The sequence below is a fragment of the Cohnella faecalis genome (assembly GCF_003570905.1).
GTDB lineage: Bacteria > Bacillota > Bacilli > Paenibacillales > Paenibacillaceae > Cohnella > Cohnella faecalis.
Map to the genome: position 1 here is coordinate 754,833 of NZ_QXJM01000040.1, position 20,605 is coordinate 775,437.

Below are 20,605 nucleotides of genomic sequence, written 5' to 3' on the forward strand. Positions count from 1 at the left end.
AGGGTGCCTTTTGCTATTGTACCAAACTATCCAAATCCGGCTGCAATTTGTTCCGCAGAACATACAGCATGATAGCTCCAACAAGGAATGCGACGGCATCTGCAATGACGATCGACCAGACCACCCCGTGGAAGCCGTTCATTCGATTGGCGATATACAACACAGGAATTAGAGTAATTCCTTGAATAACTGACATAATAAACGCGGCGGTTCCTTGCGCGGTTGCTTGAAAGATTCCCGTAAACAACGAGGTCATTCCTGTAATGAACAAGGATAAGAACGTCACATGCAGAATGTAGCTGCCCATTTCAATTAATTTCGGGTCATTCGTGAATAAACCAATTAAGTGGTCGGAAATCAGATAGACGATAACGCCGAACACGACGGCTAACGCCACAATCGTTTTGATCGTGAATCCAATGGTATGCTTCATGCGTAATTTATTGGCTGTAAAAGAAAAGGCAATTAGCGGCACGACTCCCTCGCATAAGCCCATCAGAATAAACTCAGGAAATTGCAATAAACGCGATGAAATTCCGTACCCCGCTATGGCCTGATCCCCGTATTCGACAAGAAAATGGTTAAAGATGAGCGACATTGCACCCAAGAAGATACTCATAACAAAGACGGGAACTCCGATTTTGAATACATTGCTCAGAATGTCTTTGGTAGCCTTGAACCATTTTACGGAGACGGTTAAGAACTGGCTCTTATATCCCATATGGAAGGCGTAGAATGCACTTGCAGCCAAGTTAGAAATGACCGTAGCAGACGCAACGCCGATTACGCCCCAATGGAAGACGAAGATGACGAGTGCATCGAGAATAATGTTCACGATAACACTGAGAATCATACCGATCATCGACGTGATTGCTGCACCCTCCGAGCGCACGATATTCTCCAGCGTGAAGAATAATACGACGAATGGTGAACCGATAAGCATAATCGTGACATAGTCCTTCGTGAATCCGAAGGATTCAGGCGTTGCCCCCAGGCCGTGAACGATTGGATCGATCAACGGGAGGCCAACGGCCATCACGATAAGACCGAGAACTATGCTGCTGTAAAAGGCGAATGAAGACACGTGCTTTAGATCGTCATATTTTTTCTCTCCCAGCAACCGGGAGATGAATGTACCGCTGCCCATACCAATCAAGTTGCCTAGCGCCATAATCACCGCGAATAACGGCAAGGTCAGTGCGAGTGCGGTTAACATGGCAGTATTGTGGAGCGTACCAAGGAAATAGGCATTCAAGATGGAATAGATGACACTCATTGAAGTGCCTAGCATCATCGGTATAGCGAAGTGAGCTACGGCTTTTGCGATAGGTGCTTTTTCAAAGTAATGGAGGTTTTCTGCTTCCATGCGGGTCACCGCTTTCTTCGTTGTATTTTGGCCTTATCTAACAGCGTTAGATTGAACCTTACAGTGTTAGATGATATCATGACACTATGAACCTGTAAAGTATAAACTTACACTGTTAGATAAAAGGGCGGATACCGATGAAAAAGCAGCAGCCTCAGATTTCGGAGGATAAGATTTTGGAAGCTTCGTGGGCGCTTCTGGGGGAGGAGGGCATCGAGAAATTCAGCCTGAGACGATTGGCCGATCGGCTGGGAATTCAAGCTCCCTCTTTGTACTGGTACTTCAAGAGCAAGCAGAATCTTTACTACCGTCTGGCCAATCAGGTATCGAAAATGATTCTGGAGGAGTTCCACTCCGAAGGGGACTGGAAGGAGCAGATGACGGAGCTTGCGATAACGGTACGGAGTGTGCTCAGCCGGTATCCCTGCTCCACTCAGCTCATGATGTTGACATTGCCCCACGAGCCGGACATCATCCGGTTCACCAACCGTATGCTGCTCTGCATGGAGTCGACGCCGCTTGAGCAAGAGCAGAAATTACAAGCGGTTCTTACGCTCGCGAACTATGTCTTCTACTTCGTTCTAGATGATTATGAGCATCAGCGCAATGTGTCCGCTATCCTTAAGGAGCAGGGAGATAATCTTCCAAGCGGGGAGATGATCCACCTTCTGGATTCCATGAGCGAGTCGGAAGCGGGGCTATTCCGGAGGATGTACAAGAGCGGGCTGTTCGAGGTGATGGGGACCGACGGGGCGTTTGAGTTCGGCCTGAAGCTGATTCTGTTGGGGATTGAGCAGGTGATAAAGGAGCAGGAGAAGTAGTGAGGTTATGGGAAATATTGAATTTCTTTCATTTTCTCTGGTATTTTAACTATAGAGAGATGAGAGGGGTATACTTATGAAATTAGTGAAAACAAGAATTTCGCTGAGTAATAAAGCAGTAATACGAATAGGGTTCCTATATTTATTCACTTCGCTTTGTATACTGTGCTCGAATATGATCGATATTTGGATATTGGACGATGATTTATTAACCAATGATTCATTCCCAGACATTTTATATACTACATTTAACTTAATGGGGTTCTTCGGCTTAATTTTGGGGCTGTTTGCTCTTTTTATCATTCATCATAAGGATCTAGGCAAGTTAGGCTATGCATGTTATATACTTGCAGCATTGGGAACAATGCTTTATGCAGGTGACGCTTGGTTCGAAGCTTTTGTTATCCCGTTCTTATCAGATGAGATGCCTGGGCTCAAAGATATTGATCCTGGCATAAGCTTGATGGTTGGAATAGTAATAACCTTCTTAACATTTAGCATCGGTTGGATTACTGTGGGTGTAAGTGCATTCAGGGTGGGATTAATTCCAAAATGGATTTCTTCATTGATTATTATAGGTGGAATATTCGGTTTCAGAGCGCTGACGCCGCCATACTTCGTTCCATTAGCTATAGCAGTCGGAGCAATGGGCGTGTGGTTCTTACGGAGTAAATCTTTCACTAATAATCTCGCCGAAATTTCGAATGATACGGGTGAAGTATCGATGGTAGACATTTGAAGAAACGCAACGTATGCACCGAATCGCCAGCCTGTCGTGCAGATTATCCCACACCATCGCTCTCTAACAAGGAATAAAAATGGTCGCGGTCTTCGTCATCGAATTTGCCGAGCGTCCGTACCCTGACAAATTCATGTCCGCCATACATGTCTATTTCCTCGCCATACCTATTGTAGAGCGCGATCATATTGCCGTCCCGATTCATCTCCATGTACCCATAACATATTGCTTCAGGCGCTTTACCGTAAAGGAGCACATATCTGATTTTGTCCACTCTGTTCATAAAGCTCCTCCTTTTCTGTTTACCTGAAGGAAATTTTACGTGAAACCGGACGAATTGGAAAAAGCGATTTCGCTCTGTATATTCGGAAATTCATTCTTATATGGAAAGCATAAGGGGGGATCCACGTTATGTCGCTCATTCGCACATTATCTCTTGACGAGATGAGGTTTGGGTATTATGATAACGTGCCGGTCAACTCAACAAGGTAAATCAATATATGTCCGAGGATTTAGCCTGCTTGATCGAAATCTATTTCTTCAGGCAAGTGTGCTTCGACATATTCCATTGATATTGGAGGAGTAATAATGGGAAATACGGATAAGTTTGAAATGATAGCTAATACGTATGACACTCCTGAAAGAATCCACATTGCAAAGGTATCGTCGGATGCCATTCGTAACTATTTAGTTGACGCTAAAAGTAAGAATGCTATTGATTTCGGGTGTGGAACGGGTCTTGTCGGAATGAACCTGTTAAACGATTTTAATTCTATGCTTTTTCTGGATACCTCACCAAACATGATTAATCAAATACAGCAGAAAATTTCTGATTCTAATATTCAGAATGTAGATACCTTATGCTTTGATTTTGAGAAAGAAGGTCTGTCGGATTTACATGCCGACTATATTTTTATGGCCCAGGTTCTCCTTCATATTGAAGATGTTGAATTCGTTCTATCCAGGTTATTCGATGTTCTGAATGAAGGAGGACATTTACTAATCGTAGATTTTGATAAAAATGAAAAAGTAGCCTCAGATATCGTTCATAACGGCTTTAATCAAGATGAGCTAGCCGGCATTATGACTAAAATAGGGTATAGGGATATTCAATCCCATACTTTTTATAATGGAAGTAAACTATTCATGGGACAAGATGCATCCATGTTTATTCTTGATTCTCAGGTCAGGAGAGGTTGAAGTCAAATGGCAGCTAATTGGTGGTTGGCTCTTATTATTATGGTAGTTTTAAACGGAATTGTGGTTTGGAATTTTATAGTAGGGCAAGAACGCGTAAGCCGAAGGGCCAAAAAGTGGTTTTTTATCGTCGCGAATGTTATTGGGCTCTGTCTCGCTGTCTCTCAGTTTTTCTGGATGGATTTTTAGACTTGGATTGCCTTTGGACAGGGGGGCGACTCCCCTTGCTCCCGCCATATAAAACCACAACCGCATGAGGTTGTGGTTTTTGTTTTTTTCATAATTATTTTCATTTGTTTGAAGGGGATGTTTAGTCAAGCTAAACCAAGTCATTTTGGGTATATCGGAAGTAATAGCGGTAATGTATAATTATGGAATACATTAAGTATTGGAATAATTCTAGCGGGAGGTTTCTTTTGTGAGCAAAGGTAAAGGCAGCATTCTATTTCGTAAAGTAGGAGTAACTGTGCTGGTCATAGTGGGTATGACTCTCGCGGCAGGTGCGGGAGCCTACGCCGCAACGAAAATGACCTTGTTTGTAAATAATCAGAAATCGAAAGTAGATCCTGTATCCATTAAAGGTGTTACCTACGTCCCTCTACGTGCTGTCGCTGAGATGCTCGGTGCAAACGTCAACTACAATTCATCATCGAATTCGGTCGTTGTTACTAGCAAATCAGTAAAGCCTCCGCTCGGCGGTGACGGCAACAAAGTTGTGGGTTCAGTTAATGGTGTTTCCATTACGAAAAACCAGCTGTATGATGCAATGGCTGCAACTGCCGGGGAGCAAACGCTGAACAACCTGATTCAAGAAGAGCTTGTTAAGCAAGAGGCACAAAAAAAAGGGATTGTTATCAGCGACAAAGAGGTCGAAGCGGAAATTGCGAAAATCAAGAAGCGGTTCCCGTCCGAGTCGGATTTTGAAGCTGCTCTGCAACAATCGGGCTTGACGCTCGAAGATTTGAAGAAGCAGTTATCGATGCAGCTTCGTATTTTCAAACTTTTGGAGCCGCGTGTGAAAGTGACTGACGAAGAAGTTAAACAATATTTCGAGGCGAATAAAGCTTCCTTCGATCAGCCTGAGGAGGTGAGAGCTTCGCATATTTTGGTCTCAACGAAAGCAGAAGCTGACGAAATTATGAAGCAGTTAAAAGCGGGTGCGGATTTTGCGAAGCTGGCGAAAGAAAAATCAATTGATGAAGGCAGTAAGAATGCTGGTGGCGACCTTGGTTTCTTCGGCAAGGGGGTAATGGTCCTTGAGTTTGAGAAAGCAGCGTTCTCGCTTAAAGTCGGAGAACTGAGTGAACCGCTAAAGACGCAGTTTGGCTACCACATCATTAAAGTGACAGGCCGCAAGGAAGCGAAGGTGGCGACCCTTGAAAATAATAAAACGGAAATCCGGGGTCAGATTCTTCAACAGAAGGTTGATGAGCTTTCTGCTGCGTGGCTGAAAGAATTGAAATCCAAGGCTCAAATTACAAATACGCTTACAGTAAAGTAAGGGACATCACCCTTCTGCGAATTGAGGATTTGAACTCCCACGGCTCGCTCCCGCCATATCAATCCACAACCGCATACGGTTGTGGATTTTTTCGTTCCCGCGTACTACGACGGCACAAATGACGGCAACCTTGTGCATATGGAGCAGTTGACGGTAAAGACTACCCATGATATATTGTGCATGCACAACATACACAATTTTGTTAGGGGGTACGGTATGCTGGCAATAGACGTTCGAAATTTAAATAAGACCTATCAGGGCTTTCAGTTAAAAGATATATCGTTTCAGTTGGAAAAGGGCTATATTATGGGATTTATCGGTGCCAATGGTGCAGGAAAAACAACCACGATCAAATCGATCTTGAAAATGATTCATATCGATAGCGGCGAAGTACGCATTCTGGGCAAGAACATAGCCGAGCACGAAATCGAATTGAAGCAAGAAATCGGATGCGCGTTTGGCGGTATCGATTTTTATACTCGAAGCAAGATGAAAACGTTGACCGACGTCATTAAGAAGTTCTATAAGAATTGGGATGACGGGGCGTATTACAGCTATCTGAAAAGATTCAAATTGGACGAAAACAAAAAAATCGCCGAGCTGTCGACGGGAATGAAAGTAAAGTACGGCTTGGCTCTTGCCTTGTCCCATGGCGCGAAGCTTCTCATCCTCGATGAACCGACAAGCGGGCTCGATCCGGTCGCGCGCGACGATCTGCTGGATCTCTTCCAAGAGCTTGTCGCGGATGGCGAAATCAGCATTCTTTTTTCCACTCACATTACGTCCGACTTGGAAAAATGCGCGGATTTTATTACGTATATCGAAAACGGGAAAATCATCAACAGCTCCGAGAAGCACGAGTTCATGGAGTCCTATCGATTGCTGAACGGCAGCGTAAGCCAGCTGGATCAGGTGAAAGAGCGGTTGATTTCCTACAAGGTTAATTCGTTCGGTTTTACGGGATTGATTCATTCCAAGGATTTCATCCCCTCCTCCGACATCAAAGCAACTACGCCGAGCCTGGAGGACATCATGATTTATTTCGCGAAAAAGGAGGATACGAATGTATAACCTGGTGATGAAGGATTTGAAGTTGGGAGTAAACCCCTTCTTTTTCGTACTGCCTCTTCTGACAGGCGCTTTAATGCTTATTCCCAGTTGGATCTATTTTCTCGTTCCTTTGTACTTTTGCTGGCTCACGGTACCGAACACTTTTGCCGGACTGAAGGCTCAGAACGATTTGCTGTTTACCGCGATGATGCCCGTCACCAAAAGAGACATGGTGAAAGCTAGGGTAACCGTTCTAGTCATCCTTGAATTGTTGCATATGGCAGTGGCCATGATCTTTGGTATGCTCACGATTCGTCTGTACCCGGACATGATCTACTATTTCTTCGCGCCGCATATGGGCTTCTGGGGACTATGCTTTGCGATGATGGCGATCTTCAATTTGATTCTTCTGCCCATGTATTACAAGACGGCGTATAAGTACGGTAAGGCAGCGTTCGCGTCCATCGCCGCCGCTATGCTTTTTGCAGGAATGGCTCAGTGGCTGGGGATACGGAGTTCTTATGTGGCGGACATTTTCAATGGGACCGGAGCCGACAATACGGCGCTTCAAGCCTCCATCCTGATCGCGGGAATCGTCATATTCATTGTATTCACAATGATTGCTTATCGAATGGCGTTCAAACGTTTTCTGAAAGTGGAGATCCAATGAACATAGCCATTTCGAACACATCCGAAAAACCGATTTATCAGCAGCTCTTCGAACAAATCAGTGCCCAAATTCTGAAAGGCGAGCTGGAAAGCGGCTACTGCTTACCACCAATTCGCCAAGCAGCCCAGGAGCTTCGCATCAGTATCATCACCGTCAAAAAAGCCTGGGAAGAACTCGAACGATGCGGCTTGATCAACACGGTAACGGGCAAAGGATGCTTTGTCGCCGAATTCTCACCCGACGAGATGCTGCGAATACGCAACGAAACGATCTTGAAGCAGATGGTTAGCGATATTGAGTATTACAAGTCTTTTGGGCTTACTTTGGATGAGGTTGTTTCGTTGTTGCGGGGGGTTTATTAGCGGTTGTTCCGGTGACTAAGGGTGTTGTGGGAGGTTGGTGCGCACCTTTTAGCGTCTTAGGTAACTTTGCTTTGCGTTTAGCAGTAAAGAGGCAGATTCAGCAGCATGTTGCTCCTCCTGAGTAACGTACAAATATTAACGAAGGAGCATGCCTGGGCAGCTCCTTTTTCATTTTTCACCGATAGAGGCGTTGAGTTGAGTCTTATCATAAATGATGGCTAACTTTTTGGGTTAAGCCTTGTAGGGTTATACAGGCTGTTAGTTAATAAAATATTTTATCTAAGCTTAGAGTCTTCTCAGAACATGAGGAAACTCTTTCTTCTGTTTGTTTAGCAAAAGGTAATAAAATTCGGTTGCGTCGTTCCTCTTATCAAGAATAAGTTAGTTATGGCTTTATATAAGCCTTGTAAAGTATGAGTTTTCCAGTAATGAAGGAATATAAGGGATTTAGTCGAATAAAAGTACTATCTATAGATAAAATGGACTAGTTAGTTTTTGTATATGTTTATGAGAAGAGTTTAAAGGTTAGTCGAAACATAGCACAACTTAGAAAAGTTTATTCTTTAGGACGATTGGCACCGTTCATTGCTGCAGGAGGGAATTTATGGTTATAAAATGCGAAGTTCAGAATTTTAAAGGATTTACAAATAAGACTGTTATATTCAATTCGTTTTCTGTAGTGGTTGGGCAAAATAATATTGGTAAATCTTCTATTCTTCACGCCATATTACTGGGTCATGAGATCATAAAGAGGGGGATTACTAACACTCGTAGAGGATATGAGCTGAAAAATACTACTCTAACACTAGATGATCTTAAAATCATACCATTATCTACAGTAGATTCAATTTGGCTAAATAATAAATTTACACAGACAAATGAGGCGAAAATTAAATTATATTATACCGAGACCTCTTGGATAGAGGTTTCAATGACACGAGGAAAAAATAGAAATGTATCAATAATTTTTCAACAAGAAAATATCACTGATGAGCTATTAGTGGATTTAGTAAACGAATTAGCTCCATTTGCTTTGCTCGTTCCGGGTCTGGCAGGCATACCCTCTAAGGAAGCATATGTCGGTAAGTATTCTAGGACAAAGTCTATAACAGTCGGTGATGCTAATCTTGTACTAAGAAATGTTGTTGCATCACTAGGAATGAATGATGAAAAAAAGTTTGATTTTGAGCGGCTTCAATTAATCTTAAAAAAAATGTTCCCTGAACTAAAAAAAATTAAAACAGAATATAATGAGAAAATAAATGAGTTTCTTATTGTCGAATATGAAAGAGAAGGCTCAACTGAGCTCTTTGATATTGTTACTGCCGGGACGGGGTTTCTTCAATCCCTTCAAATACTGTCGTATATTTTTGAATATAAACCCAAAGTACTTCTACTTGATGAGCCAGACTCACATCTGCATGCAAACAATCAGGTTTTATTAATTGAGGAACTTCGTTCCCTTTCAAGAGAGATGGGGTTCCAAATAATTATATCAACCCATTCGAGGGAGATTCTTCAAGGCACTCCCCCAAATTCGATTGTATGGGTAAATTCAGAAGACACAGCTACTCCAGGAGTAGATGAAGGAACATTAGTTCAAGCTTACATAGACCTCGGAGGGTTAGATAAGCTAGATAAAATTAGATTAAATCAACATGCAGCTACGTTACTTGTAGAAGACGAGGATTTAACAGTATGGAATAAGCTTTTTGCCAAAAGACTTGGAGATGACTGGGAATCTTTTGTTTTGATTAGTACATTTAAAGGGAAGAGTAATAGAGTGGCATTATTCCTAACGAGTGAATTTTATAGAAAGCATTTTGCTACACGTAGAGTGGGGTTTGTAATCGACCATGATTACGATTCTGAAACAAAACTGCAAGAGTACTTTGATGAAGCTAACAGACAACAGATACAGCCCCATATTCTTAAGGCTCATGAAATTGAAAATTATTTTATTACTCCGGATGTTATCCGAAGAGCATTACTATCAAATGGGATTAGATTAGAGATTGATGAAGTTCGAGAAATCATTAACAGTGCGATTCAGGAAACTATTACTGATCATAAATATAAATTAATGGACAAGTTACAAATTGAAGATAGAAGAATTACACCATCATATGCGGATTCAAAAGCACATGAAATCATTGAAGAAAAGCTTAAGGATTTTGATGAAGCAATCTCATGGCTTAGAGGAAAACCGATATTAAGAAGAATACGAAGTCTAGTACAAGAAAAATATTCAAAGAACTTACCTGATAGCATATTAATTGATAGTTTATATGAAACAAATAATCCTGAAATACTTAGTATTTTTAACTGGGTGAAAGTTATAGAACCGGAAGCTGTTACTGCGAACTAATAAAGGGACATTTATTAACTACGAGGGAGACTGTAACTGAATATACAGTCTCTTTTTTGTTCATCGTTAGAGTGTTACGGTGACCGCATCACAAGTAGTCACACCTTTAGAGACAATTGCAGTAAAGATTGTGGGTTAGAGCAGTCTAGAAGAATAATAATAATATAATGGCGTCAAATAATTGACGTCCTCTTTTGCTTTGTGTTATTGTTGGCGCAAGAGGTGAATTACATGAGATTAGTAGATTTATTTGCAGGTTGTGGTGGAATGTCGCGTGGCTTCGAGAATGCAGGACATGAAGTGCTTGCTGCTTATGAATATTGGGATAACGCAATTGAATGTTACGTAGCAAATTTTGAGCATCCTGTTTTTCAACAAGATTTAAGTAATTACATAGAATCTGCTGAACAAATAAGTTTATTTCGACCTGACATGATAATTGGTGGTCCGCCATGCCAAGATTTTTCACATGCCGGGAAACGAACAGAAGGTGACAGAGCCGATCTAACGTTGTCATATGCAGAAATAATTAGTAGGGTAAATCCACGTTGGTTTGTAATGGAGAATGTGGATCGGTCAAAAAACAGTAAGGCATACTCAAGAGCAAGAAAGGCATTTAAAGATGCTGGCTATGGTCTAACTGAAAAAGTTTTAGATGCAAGCTTTTGTGGTGTTCCTCAAAAACGAAAACGTTTTTTTTGTATTGGCTTATTAGGCGCGGAAGATGGTTTCTTAGAAAATACCTTAACACAAAGATTATCCACCGAACCAATGACTATACGTCAATATTTTGCTGAAAGACTTGAAGTTGAATATTATTATAGACATCCTAGAAATTATAATAGAAGAGCCGTTTTTTCGATTGATGAACCGGCTCCAACGATACGGGGAGTAAATCGACCAGTCCCAAAAGGATACACAGGTCATCCAAATGATGTAGCACCTGTTACACCTGAACTTAGAGAACTTACAACACTAGAAAGAGCACAAGTGCAAACCTTTCCAATAGATTATAATTGGGTAGGAAATAAGACAACAATGGAACAGATGATAGGTAATGCCGTTCCTGTAAAGCTAGCCCAATTTGTTGGTGGGGCAATCAGAGCTTATGAAGAAATGCTTCAGCAAAATGCTGAAGTTGTCAGGGAAGGTGTTTTACATGGATGAACTACAGTTTGATGAATGGCTAAAGGGGAAATTCGGGTATGCTGAGAAATCAGCTAGAGATATCAGAAGTCGTGTAAAGCGAGCTAAGTATTTAGTAGATGTTTCGGCTAAGCTGTCTGATGAGGAAGTAATTTTTAAGTTAAGTCAACATCCAGAATTCAAAGATTTTAGTGTTTCTGTAAAATCCCAATTAAAACGAGGGGTGAAGCTTTATAGAGAATACGCACGTGAGAGTAGTAAGGAATATAAAACAAACGAAGGCTCAGATTAACTCCGAGCCTTCGTTTTTTTCTTCAAATAGATGTGCGGTAGTAAAATAAACAGACTGATCAAATCTTCTTTCAGGGCTTAAAAGTTTAACGCCACCATTTTGAATTATTTTTGTTAATACTTCCTTCTTGACTGCGGGGTTAATTCGTCGAGGGTGTTTCATGTAATCTCGAGTCATCTTTCCATTCAGAGCAAATTCTTTATCAGTTTGCAAGCCAAAAGCCATCTCAGTATAGATTTCTTCAATGTTGGCTTTACCACGTGTGGAGAGTTCATACAATATTTTGGCTAATCTAGCTGAACTCCTGTAAAATCTAGTGATTTCTTGAATGCCTTCAGATCTGTCGAGGAACGTTCTGCATAGAGCAAAATCACTCCATACAAATATATCAAATGCATCGTCACTTAGAGTGGGATTCACTCCATTTGTTTTCCAAATTGGTTGCATTAGAAAAGGTTTTTGCTTGGAATGATATGTCTTTTGAAAGTCATTTAATACACCAAGTAGATCAGTCCGCCTATTAAAAATTTCCTCGTGGTTACTCCAATTTCGAATTCTGTGGCAAACTGGTTCAAACATATCTCTAATTTCCCTTAAGACATCTTGGCATGAATGCACTATGCCTAACGCACAATACAAAGTTGAGGCGGGTCTAATAACCATTTCAGAGCCCCAGTTTGATTCAGGCTCTTTACCTGTTGTATTGTCAGGCAAAACAGTCAATTTTACTTCTAATGGTCGTAACCATTCATCTTCATGTTTTATTACTAGGTCAATTCCTTTGATGTCATTATAAGCAAACTCTTGGTACGGAGTGTATTTTGATTCAAAGTCAAATCTAAGTTGGTCATTTGGTAAACTAGAATTGAAAATTTCATCAAAAGATACTTCTTTACTTTGTACTTTAAGGTTTTCATCTAAATACAAATAAACTGCTTTTTGACCCTGATCTCTCATATAACAAGCTAAAGAAAGAGGAAATGCACTGTTAAACTGATTTTTTCCGAACAAGTCTTTGCCATGCCTATTTGAATTGGTAATACCGTATAGTGTTGGTTGTGTTCTATTCATCGTAACTTACCTCTCTGTTCATTCAGACTGGTTAAGGTAAGTTACCCTATTCGACATTTAGGATAAATTTCCTTCATTTATTGTGAATGGTGGCGATTTTCCCTGAAATAAGGATGAAGTTTGAAGAACTTCACTCAAGTCGTGCTTTCATGTGCATAGTGGTTGATCATTGCCATCGATTTTTTGAAAGGGATGCAAGAAAACTAGGTGTCGAAGCAGAGGAGCTAAGCATACTAAGTTGGAGTTACTCTCCGAGGGAACTCAACCGACGCACTTTTCTTCGTACACACCTCGCTACACACTCAAGGTTTAGTTTCAACTAAATCAATAATTTCACGAATATCGTGAATATCAAAGGCTTCAGCTATCTTTTCAATGTGATTGAAGTTAATGTTTTGACGTTTTTGGCTTGAAAGCTCACTAAGTGCGGCATGGCGAATATCTGTAAGTCGGGAAAGTTCTCGTAGGGAAATTCCATGCTTTTTGAGTAGTTCGGGTATTTTGATAACAACCTTTTCCCCCATTGTTCCCCCTGTGCCTCTAGTTTTTGTCTATACGCAAAAACGTACCACACAATAAAAAATAGGTTGGTACGTGTAAACGTAACAACCCTAAATTTACATATGAGATATGGACTGAAAGTGGTGATTAACGAAGCCTCCATAGGATGCTTGCGCATGAACTGCTCTCAAGATAAAGGCTACCATTTATCGGGATTGCCCATTCGATTTCAAATCAATAATTTCACGAATATCGTGAATATCAAAGGCTTCAGCTATCTTTTCAATGTGATTGAAATTAATGTTTTGACGCTTTTGGCTCGAAAGCTCGCTAAGTGCGGCATGACGGATATCTGTGAGCCGAGAAAGTTCTCGTAAGGAAATTCCGTGCTTCTTGAGCAGCATTGGAATTTTGACAACAACCTTTTTCCTCATTGTTTCCCCCGTATCTCTAGATTTATTTGACTATACGCAAAAACGTACCATATAATGAAATATAGATTGGTACGTATAAGCGTAACAATCTTGCATTTGTATGTTTACTCAAAGATTTTTTTCAAACATCGGGGCAGCATGATATTCTAGGAGGCTAAGAAAGGATGAGCCTATAGCAATACTTGGAGGTTGCCCGCCTAACGTTAGTTCGGAGGGTGGATTTCTGACTCGATCTACAATGGAGTCACCGGAGGATGTGCATAGGGTGTTCCGTCAATTTATTTCAGATGAGTTGTAGCGGGAGCATCTGACCCTGCTGTTTCTGGACACGAAGAACAGATGATTGCGATTCAGGTTGTCGCCGTGGGAACGCTGGACAGCTTGCTTGTCCATCCTAGGGAAGTATTCAAAACCACAATTCTGGCGAATACAACTCACATTGTTTTCATGTTGACTATAGTCTGTAGACCACTTGCCTCAGCAGAGGAAATAATAAAACTCAAGGAGTGATTGCCTTGAGTCTCGAAATCGTTTTTGGTAAACAATTTCCAAAAATACGTGAAAAACGCAAGCTTAGCCAAGAAGCATCGCGGAGGAACAACATGCTAAAGATAAACCACTGTATACCGAAACGGGTAGATGTAGTTAAAGTTAAATTGGTCCGAGAAAAAAGCTTTCTATCTCTTCAGAACGTGGGGTCGCCGGAAGAGGCTCATCAGCTGCTTCGTAAGTTTATCCAATTCGAATTGGATCGTGAGTATTTCCTGTTGCTTTGTCTGGATACCAAAAACAGACCTACGACGATACAAGTCATTGCGGTTGGGACACTGGACAGTGTGCTGATCCATCCAAGGGAAGTGTATAAGACAGCCATATTGGCAAATGCCGCATCTATCATATGCGCGCATTGCCATCCGAGCGGCGATCCCGAGCCAAGTCCCGAGGACTTGAAAATCACGCGAAGATTGATGAGAACAGGGACGATCATCGGTATATCGTTATTGGATCATTTGATTCTTGGCACGGACAATAACTATATTAGCTTTAAAGAAACAGGCTTGATGGAGCTGCAAAATCCTCCGAATTCGGGTAAATAACCTTTCGGTAATTGTTCGCCGATCATAGGGAATATTTCAGGTATAATAGGGTCAACAAACCTCCACCGCAAAGGGAGTGTCTGATGCTCATTCAACGATTTCCGCCCTCGCCAATTCTGTACCCTTATATTGACGGTATTCTTGTGCAGGAGGATTTTAGCCAGACCAATTTTGCCAATCGGAACCCTGTTAAGGTGTTGCCTACCTCGATGACGGTCATCGGTATTCAATACGGACAACCGATGAACAGATTGGAAAATAATGCTGCGGTGTCCATGGGCTCAAGCGGCATTACCGGCCTACATGCGACTGTGAAGGAATATGTCAGTACGGGCGCCATCGGGACGATTATTATTCCGTTCAAGCCCGGGGGCTTGTCCCATTTTACCAAGTATCCGCTTCACGAATTTCAGAATGTCGATGTGTCGTTGGAGCTTGTTTTTCCCGGTCGGAGCGTCCGAGAGATGGAGGAGAAGCTGATCGGCGCGTCTGGCGCGGAAGAGCGGGTCGGCATCGTGCAGCAATTTCTGATCGCGATGCTGCGAAGCAAAGAGGAAGATCGGCTGATAGCGCTGGCGGCACGTCAAATTATGATCCACCAGGGGGCCTTGTCGATTGAGAGGCTGGCCGCCCAATTGTATATGAGCAAGCGGACTCTGGAACGCCAATTTAACGCCTTGATCGGCGCGTCTCCGAAGCGGTTCGCGAGTATTGTTCGTTTTCAGCATACGATTGAGCTTCGCAATGCCGGTTACGACTATCTGGACATCGTTCAGGCATGCGGCTATACGGATCATGCGCATTTTGCCAAGGACTTCAGGGCGTTCGCGGGGTGCAGCCCCGAGCAGTTCTTCCGCAGCGAGGTTCAACCGGAGTTAAAAAAATCCTTCAACGAAAGCGAAGCCGCTTCCCGATCCAATCAGCATCTATACTTTTGACTTTCAAGCCCCCTATGCGTTTGCCCGGAGGGCTTATTTCTTGTTTGCCGAAGTTGTCGAGTTTAATAGAGATATGTTTATCTCCCTAAGAGATTAGAGTTCAAGGGGAGTTCAAATTGTAAATGAACTACAATGTTTTCCATTTTTGTGGTACGATTTTCGTAAGTGTGTGGGCGTTGCATTGGCAAACACACACGAATTCATATTGTCAGTGAACAACTTCGCAAATAAGACGTTTGATGAATTTATTGCTTGTTAAGTGTAGGAGGGGCATTGTTGTATGGTTAGGGGAAATAGATTGAAAAAACGGCGGTTATTAATATTAGCATGCGCATGCGTAATGATTTCTGGATGTACTACATCCAATGAAAACACAAACACTCAAACCAGTGGAAGTCCGGCTGCTTTATCAAGCCAAGTAAGTGATCCGAGCATTGCTGATATGACAAACGAAGATCTTGATGTCACATACAATGGAATAATATTAAACGATCAAATCCCATTTGAAGAACTAACATCTAAATTGCACCTTTCAATGGAGGAAAATAACGAGAGTATTACTACTAGGGTGGCCGGTGAAGCTAAAGGTAAAGATTACGCGTGGTATCAAGTTTCCTATCCGAATAAAGAGAATACGGATTTTATATTTGATTATTTATACAATGCTACCGATAAATCAGGGCGTATTGTGTCGATCAAATTAATAAAGGTGCCAACAAAACGAGGCATAAGTATTGGGGACTCATTGGAAAAAACCAAAGAAGCATACGGAAAAAATCTTGTTTCAGAGCCCGAAACGGAAACAACAAATAGCCTTGCTTTTTTAGTCGAGAACAAAGGAATTAGTTTTACATACGATAAAAAAACAGAAAAAATGGTCGATATATTCATTGATTACGATTCAAATAAAGCAATGGACGAAATGGATATTCCTAGCTTAGAAGATTAATTAAGCAGCGGCTAGACTATCTGCATGGAAGGGCCCCCGATGCGTTTGCCCGGAGGGCCTAGTTCTTGTTTGCCGAAGTTGTCGCATTTGTACAATGAGCTGTTCGGGGCAGGATGATAAGATCCGAATATCAACCAACCACCCCCAAAAAAGGAGCCACACCCCCTATGTCCAACCTTGAAGCACTGCCGATCGGCAAGGAATATCCGTTCGAGTCGCGCTATATGACGGTCAACGGCCATCGGCTGCACTATATCGATCAGGGAACCGGAGACCCTGTCGTGTTCCTTCACGGCAATCCGACTTGGTCGTACACCTTCCGCAATATCATTCCCTACGCTCAGAGCTCGAATCGTTGCATTGCCGTCGACTTGATGGGAATGGGCCGTTCCGACAAGCCGGATATCGGCTATACGTTCCTGGAGCAAGTCGATTATGTGACCCGGTTCATTGAGCAGCTGGAGCTTACGAACATCGTGCTTGTCGGACATGACTGGGGAGCGGCTATAGGGCTGCACTATGCGATGAATCATCCCGATAAGATAAAAGCGATAGCGATGCTCGAACCGCAAGCGTTGTACCCCAATCCCACTTGGTCGGACTTTTCCCCGCCGGAGGCGCAGCCTTTGTTCCAGACGCTGCGCGATCCGGAGAAGGGTTGGCCGTTCATGCGAGACAACAGCGTGTTTATTGAAGGAATGACGACTACGATCATTAACCGGGCGATCTCTCCCGAGGAGCATGAACAGTATCGGGAGCCTTTCCGCAACCCGGAGGAGCGGAAACCGATGTGGGTATTCCCGAACCAAATCCCGATTGAAGGCCATCCTCCTGAAGTCGTGGAAGCGGTGAATGCGCGCAACGATTGGTTTACGGCCTCCCCTATACCGAAGCTGTTGTTCTATGCGACACCCGGCTGCACCGTACGAGAGCCGCAGCTCGATTGGTGCCGGAAGCATCTGCATAACCTGACGCTCTGCGATATCGGGAAAGGGTTCCACTATTTGACGGAGGAAAATCCTCATGCGATAGGTCGAGAGCTGCGGCGATGGCTGGATCAAGTTAACGGCGGGGGCTGATTTCGTTCACCGGGCGGGGTATACTATTTACATTCCTGAAGCGGGAGGTGATACGGATGGCAATCAGAGATTGCCGGATTGGAACAGCCCCATGCAAAGCCTAATTAGGAGGCGATACTTTGCATGGCTGGCTAACCTTCCATCGCCGGTCGAATTGGCAGCTATCGTTTTCTAATAGATGGCTTTGCACCTTATTTTCTTTTGCATTATAAAAATAAGGGGCTGACGTCCATGTGTGAACCATTTATTAGAAACCATGAATATAACTTTATCAAAAAGCAGGCAGACTACGTGCTGTATGCGCTCCGAACGGTTGGCGACCCCAAAGTATTGGAGTCCGTTCGATTGAACGCGCAGGCCAAGGTGGCGGAGCTATTCCCGGACTTAAGAGACCATCGGAGAACGATGTTGGAATCCATCTCGGATTTGCGGACGGCGGAGGATTTTCAGAAGTATTTGCAGGCGCTTGAGCCGTATCTCATCGAGTTCCCTGCCATTACGAATAAGCAGATTCAGAAGCTCTTTCCGAAGAACAAAAAGCTGAAGCTGCCCGATCTCGCGCAGGTCGACTTCCGCTACGTTTCCTATTTGAGCTGGATCGATATTTCGACCAATAAAATGTTTATCGTGTACCCTGCTGCGGGCGGACAATTTGTCGGCTTGGAAGGCAGGTTTACGGCAAACAACAAAAAAAGCTACTGCTTCGCATGCAACAGAATCGAAGAATTGGCGTTGTTTTCGGCGGTATCCAAGAAGAGGCCCGCGAATGCTTCGCCCGACTATTACAAATCGGTCGGCAATTATATTTGCATGAACGGCCATGAGTGCAACAAGAACATGACGGACGTGTCATCGTTGGAAAAATTCATCGACTCGGTTCTCGGATAGAATCGAGAGCGCAACGCAAGAGGAGGGGCGGCTTCGGCCGCCTCTTTTTGTCGTATCAGAAAGAGCCGAGCTTGTCGCCGACCCAAACCGAGCCGGACTAACGCCGAATGATCGACGAACGACCCGCGCGCCAAGCCTAGCCCGACGTTCAACTGCAAAACATACCTTTATTTTGAGGGTAGATCGGTACGCTAGCGATATTACCTGCAAAAGGTACATTTACTTAAGGCGCTTTTAGCGTTCAGCACCGAAATGGAAAAAAATAACGGTGCTTTTTGCAGTTCAATCCCAGCGGTGCGGCTCTACGGGATGAATAGCGGTAGCTAGTGCAGTTAATCAAAAGCTTCGACGTACAAAGGACGCCGGTCGAGGGCGTATGTGCTTGCCGCTTTATTACAGCAAGATTCGGAAAGCTCATCTGAAGCCATTATGTTATCTTGTGTTCATGGCGCACGGAACGCCGCTAACAATCCGAATCAATAGGAAGTTTCTTGATGGGCGCGTAGATGTGGTAGGCCGAATCCAGATTGTGAACGTCATCGAAAAATTGAATAAGCTCAATATGCGAGTCGTCCGTTTCCTGCCTAGATACCTTCAAGAATCGGGCATAGTCGGTTGCAAGCACGTCGCCTATATCCAGGAGGTCGCCGGAATATTTGAACTTGGCGCAGAAGAGCTGCGGCACATCGACGGTAAAATAAAAGGGCTTTTCAATCTGAATGCCGGATGGAACCCCGAACAGAACCTTGAAGCAGGTCGAATCGGGCTGGCAGTTCGAATAGACGACATAACAGGGACCGTTTACCGTTGCATCAAGCTCGTTCAGCAGCATGTTGGAGTGGGCTCGAATTTTCGACTTGTAATCGTCCGTTGCCAGATCGACCTCGAAGGCTATGCCGCTCAATCGGACAGGTTCAAATTCCGTTAGAGTAAAATCCGTGACAATATCGCCGTTGATGTTTTTAATCGGCCTTTTGACGACAGCAGGCACTGGACTTTGGGCAATGCTCAAATGCCCCGCTCTTAGAGAGCTTGGAGCGATGCCGTATTGACGTTTGAAAGCGCGGGTGAAGGAGGAGGGAGTTCCAAAGTTTAGCCGGTAGGCTATATCGGTTAGCGGTAAACGATCGGTTCGAATGAGTTCAAGCGACGCGTTCAATCTTCGGGATAGGATGTATGGGTTTAAAGAACAGCCCATCATGGCGGAAAAAAGTCTGTGAAAGTAAAATTTGGACATGTTGGAGGCATTGGCTACAGACTCCAGCGACAAGGGCTGATCCAAATGGTTCTCAATATGGATTAAAGCATTTTCTACGACCTCATAATGGTTCATAATAACCCTTGTTATCTTTTTTCGAAATATTCAGTAATTATTATAACATTGGCGATTGGCCAAAGGAGATAAGGTTAATGACGCAACATAGAAGAAACGGGATCATTATCGGAATTTTTTATTTCGCAGCTGCGGTCACTTCCATCATTGCCGTTATTTTGTATGAGCCAATTTTGTCGGAGCAATGGGTTATGTCTGTGGCGAATGGGTTTAAAACGAAGGTTTTGCTAGGTGTCATTAACGATCTCTTGCTCATTCTGACGGCGGTAGGCACAGCGGTTATGCTATTTCCTTATGTTCGTCGTTGGAATGAACAGCTGGCGCTAGGATATTTATGTTTCCGATTCATGGAGGCTGTTCTGATTGCAATCGGCGTGGTGAGCATACTAGGTCTATTGCAGCTTAGTATACAATTTGAAGCAAACGGCTTGGCAAATCAAGAAAATGTTCGCGAGCTCGGCTACACGCTGCAAGCTTTTCATCGTTGGACTTCGATGTTAGGCCCGAATTTTATGCTGGGTGTCAATACGACAATGTACAGCTACTTGCTGTTCAGAACAGGCTTAGTGCCTAGACCCTTAGCGCTGTTCGGTATAATCACGGCTGTACTCGTATTCGCAGCAGGCCTGTTGGAAATGTTCGGTATTGTAGAGCCTCTATCTGCGGCAAAAGGACTGATCGCTCTCCCCGTCGGCGTCTATGAGCTGAGTTTGGCAGTCTTCTTAATAGGGAAAGGGTTTCGCAAGCCAAACCTCGAAAAGCTAATGCAAGTCATGTAAGGCGGCGGCTATGCCTATCAAAAT

24 protein-coding genes and 1 pseudogene are annotated in these 20,605 nt (G+C 43.2%); 17 read left to right on the plus strand and 8 right to left on the minus strand.

Going from position 1 to position 20,605, the window contains the following annotated elements; all coding sequences use genetic code 11:
* Positions 1–13: 13 nt before the first annotated feature.
* Positions 14–1,366: an MATE family efflux transporter gene (locus D3H35_RS24885; protein ID WP_119151832.1), complete on the minus strand. Its 1,353-nt coding sequence runs from the start codon at positions 1,364–1,366 to the stop codon at positions 14–16.
* Between the two features lie 137 nt (positions 1,367–1,503).
* Here D3H35_RS24885 and D3H35_RS24890 point away from each other — a divergent pair, with 137 nt between their 5' ends.
* Positions 1,504–2,187 carry a TetR/AcrR family transcriptional regulator gene (locus D3H35_RS24890; protein ID WP_119151833.1) on the plus strand — a complete coding sequence of 228 codons (684 nt, stop codon included), beginning with the start codon at positions 1,504–1,506 and terminating at the stop codon, positions 2,185–2,187.
* Between the two features lie 76 nt (positions 2,188–2,263).
* Positions 2,264–2,926 carry a hypothetical protein gene (locus D3H35_RS24895; RefSeq protein ID WP_119151834.1) on the plus strand — a complete coding sequence of 221 codons (663 nt, stop codon included), beginning with the start codon at positions 2,264–2,266 and terminating at the stop codon, positions 2,924–2,926.
* A gap of 43 nt (positions 2,927–2,969) precedes the next feature.
* Here the strand turns inward: D3H35_RS24895 and D3H35_RS24900 are convergent, their stop codons facing one another.
* On the minus strand, positions 2,970–3,209 hold the full coding sequence (locus D3H35_RS24900; protein ID WP_119151835.1) for a hypothetical protein: 240 nt from the start codon (positions 3,207–3,209) through the stop codon (positions 2,970–2,972).
* Positions 3,210–3,514: 305 nt separating this feature from the next.
* Here D3H35_RS24900 and D3H35_RS24905 point away from each other — a divergent pair, with 305 nt between their 5' ends.
* Positions 3,515–4,126 carry a class I SAM-dependent methyltransferase gene (locus D3H35_RS24905; RefSeq protein ID WP_119151836.1) on the plus strand — a complete coding sequence of 204 codons (612 nt, stop codon included), beginning with the start codon at positions 3,515–3,517 and terminating at the stop codon, positions 4,124–4,126.
* A gap of 48 nt (positions 4,127–4,174) precedes the next feature.
* Here the strand turns inward: D3H35_RS24905 and D3H35_RS30935 are convergent, their stop codons facing one another.
* Positions 4,175–4,456, minus strand: coding sequence for a hypothetical protein (locus D3H35_RS30935; RefSeq protein WP_158594253.1), 282 nt, complete (start codon positions 4,454–4,456; stop codon positions 4,175–4,177).
* An 85-nt stretch (positions 4,457–4,541) separates the two neighbouring features.
* Here D3H35_RS30935 and D3H35_RS24915 point away from each other — a divergent pair, with 85 nt between their 5' ends.
* The 7 genes from D3H35_RS24915 (at position 4,542) to D3H35_RS31460 (ending at position 11,512) form a co-directional block, all read left to right on the plus strand.
* Positions 4,542–5,624 (plus strand): peptidylprolyl isomerase, encoded by a 1,083-nt coding sequence (locus D3H35_RS24915; RefSeq protein WP_119151838.1) that lies wholly within the window; start codon positions 4,542–4,544, stop codon positions 5,622–5,624.
* A 216-nt stretch (positions 5,625–5,840) separates the two neighbouring features.
* Entirely contained in the window at positions 5,841–6,695 is an 855-nt protein-coding gene (locus D3H35_RS24920) for an ABC transporter ATP-binding protein (RefSeq protein ID WP_119151839.1), read from the plus strand.
* Positions 6,688–7,344: an ABC-2 transporter permease gene (locus tag D3H35_RS24925; protein WP_119151840.1), complete on the plus strand. Its 657-nt coding sequence runs from the start codon at positions 6,688–6,690 to the stop codon at positions 7,342–7,344. Before D3H35_RS24920 ends, D3H35_RS24925 begins: the two co-directional genes overlap by 8 nt.
* The gene (locus D3H35_RS24930) at positions 7,341–7,706 is read left to right on the plus strand and encodes a GntR family transcriptional regulator (protein ID WP_119151841.1); all 366 of its coding nucleotides are present in this window, start codon (positions 7,341–7,343) and stop codon (positions 7,704–7,706) included. Before D3H35_RS24925 ends, D3H35_RS24930 begins: the two co-directional genes overlap by 4 nt.
* A 604-nt stretch (positions 7,707–8,310) precedes the next feature.
* Positions 8,311–10,074 (plus strand): AAA family ATPase, encoded by a 1,764-nt coding sequence (locus D3H35_RS24935; RefSeq protein ID WP_119151842.1) that lies wholly within the window; start codon positions 8,311–8,313, stop codon positions 10,072–10,074.
* A gap of 231 nt (positions 10,075–10,305) precedes the next feature.
* Entirely contained in the window at positions 10,306–11,241 is a 936-nt protein-coding gene (locus D3H35_RS24940) for a DNA cytosine methyltransferase (RefSeq protein WP_199728596.1), read from the plus strand.
* The gene (locus D3H35_RS31460; protein WP_199728597.1) at positions 11,234–11,512 is read left to right on the plus strand and encodes a hypothetical protein; all 279 of its coding nucleotides are present in this window, start codon (positions 11,234–11,236) and stop codon (positions 11,510–11,512) included. Before D3H35_RS24940 ends, D3H35_RS31460 begins: the two co-directional genes overlap by 8 nt.
* Here the strand turns inward: D3H35_RS31460 and D3H35_RS24945 are convergent.
* From D3H35_RS24945 to D3H35_RS24955, 3 genes are all read right to left on the minus strand, one after another.
* Positions 11,504–12,583 carry a HindVP family restriction endonuclease gene (locus tag D3H35_RS24945; protein ID WP_119151843.1) on the minus strand — a complete coding sequence of 360 codons (1,080 nt, stop codon included), beginning with the start codon at positions 12,581–12,583 and terminating at the stop codon, positions 11,504–11,506. The genes D3H35_RS31460 and D3H35_RS24945 overlap by 9 nt on opposite strands.
* Positions 12,584–12,885: 302 nt before the next feature.
* Positions 12,886–13,107 carry a helix-turn-helix domain-containing protein gene (locus tag D3H35_RS24950; protein ID WP_119151844.1) on the minus strand — a complete coding sequence of 74 codons (222 nt, stop codon included), beginning with the start codon at positions 13,105–13,107 and terminating at the stop codon, positions 12,886–12,888.
* Positions 13,108–13,290: 183 nt separating this feature from the next.
* Positions 13,291–13,518 (minus strand): helix-turn-helix domain-containing protein, encoded by a 228-nt coding sequence (locus D3H35_RS24955; protein ID WP_119151845.1) that lies wholly within the window; start codon positions 13,516–13,518, stop codon positions 13,291–13,293.
* A 339-nt stretch (positions 13,519–13,857) separates the two neighbouring features.
* On the opposite strand from D3H35_RS24955, the gene D3H35_RS35020 reads away from it, so the two are divergent.
* The 6 genes from D3H35_RS35020 (at position 13,858) to D3H35_RS24985 (ending at position 18,469) form a co-directional block, all read left to right on the plus strand.
* Entirely contained in the window at positions 13,858–14,028 is a 171-nt protein-coding gene (locus D3H35_RS35020; RefSeq protein ID WP_119151846.1) for a JAB domain-containing protein, read from the plus strand.
* 5 nt (positions 14,029–14,033) lie between these two features.
* Positions 14,034–14,615 (plus strand): JAB domain-containing protein, encoded by a 582-nt coding sequence (locus D3H35_RS24965; protein ID WP_233568129.1) that lies wholly within the window; start codon positions 14,034–14,036, stop codon positions 14,613–14,615.
* A gap of 83 nt (positions 14,616–14,698) precedes the next feature.
* A complete protein-coding gene (locus tag D3H35_RS24970) occupies positions 14,699–15,553 on the plus strand; it encodes a helix-turn-helix domain-containing protein (RefSeq protein ID WP_119151847.1) in 855 nt (284 codons plus the stop codon).
* A gap of 280 nt (positions 15,554–15,833) precedes the next feature.
* Positions 15,834–16,502, plus strand: coding sequence for a hypothetical protein (locus D3H35_RS24975; RefSeq protein ID WP_147355933.1), 669 nt, complete (start codon positions 15,834–15,836; stop codon positions 16,500–16,502).
* 167 nt (positions 16,503–16,669) lie between these two features.
* The gene (locus D3H35_RS24980; protein ID WP_158594254.1) at positions 16,670–17,581 is read left to right on the plus strand and encodes a haloalkane dehalogenase; all 912 of its coding nucleotides are present in this window, start codon (positions 16,670–16,672) and stop codon (positions 17,579–17,581) included.
* A 231-nt stretch (positions 17,582–17,812) separates the two neighbouring features.
* On the plus strand, positions 17,813–18,469 hold the full coding sequence (locus D3H35_RS24985; RefSeq protein WP_119151850.1) for a FusB/FusC family EF-G-binding protein: 657 nt from the start codon (positions 17,813–17,815) through the stop codon (positions 18,467–18,469).
* Between the two features lie 463 nt (positions 18,470–18,932).
* On the opposite strand, the gene D3H35_RS32895 is transcribed toward D3H35_RS24985, so the two are convergent.
* Positions 18,933–19,481, minus strand: coding sequence for a hypothetical protein (locus D3H35_RS32895; RefSeq protein WP_233568157.1), 549 nt, complete (start codon positions 19,479–19,481; stop codon positions 18,933–18,935).
* An 18-nt stretch (positions 19,482–19,499) separates the two neighbouring features.
* Positions 19,500–19,802: pseudogene (locus D3H35_RS33685) on the minus strand (helix-turn-helix transcriptional regulator); the annotation flags it as partial.
* Between the two features lie 77 nt (positions 19,803–19,879).
* Here D3H35_RS33685 and D3H35_RS24995 point away from each other — a divergent pair.
* The gene (locus D3H35_RS24995; RefSeq protein WP_119151852.1) at positions 19,880–20,581 is read left to right on the plus strand and encodes a DUF4386 domain-containing protein; all 702 of its coding nucleotides are present in this window, start codon (positions 19,880–19,882) and stop codon (positions 20,579–20,581) included.
* Positions 20,582–20,605: the final 24 nt, after the last annotated feature.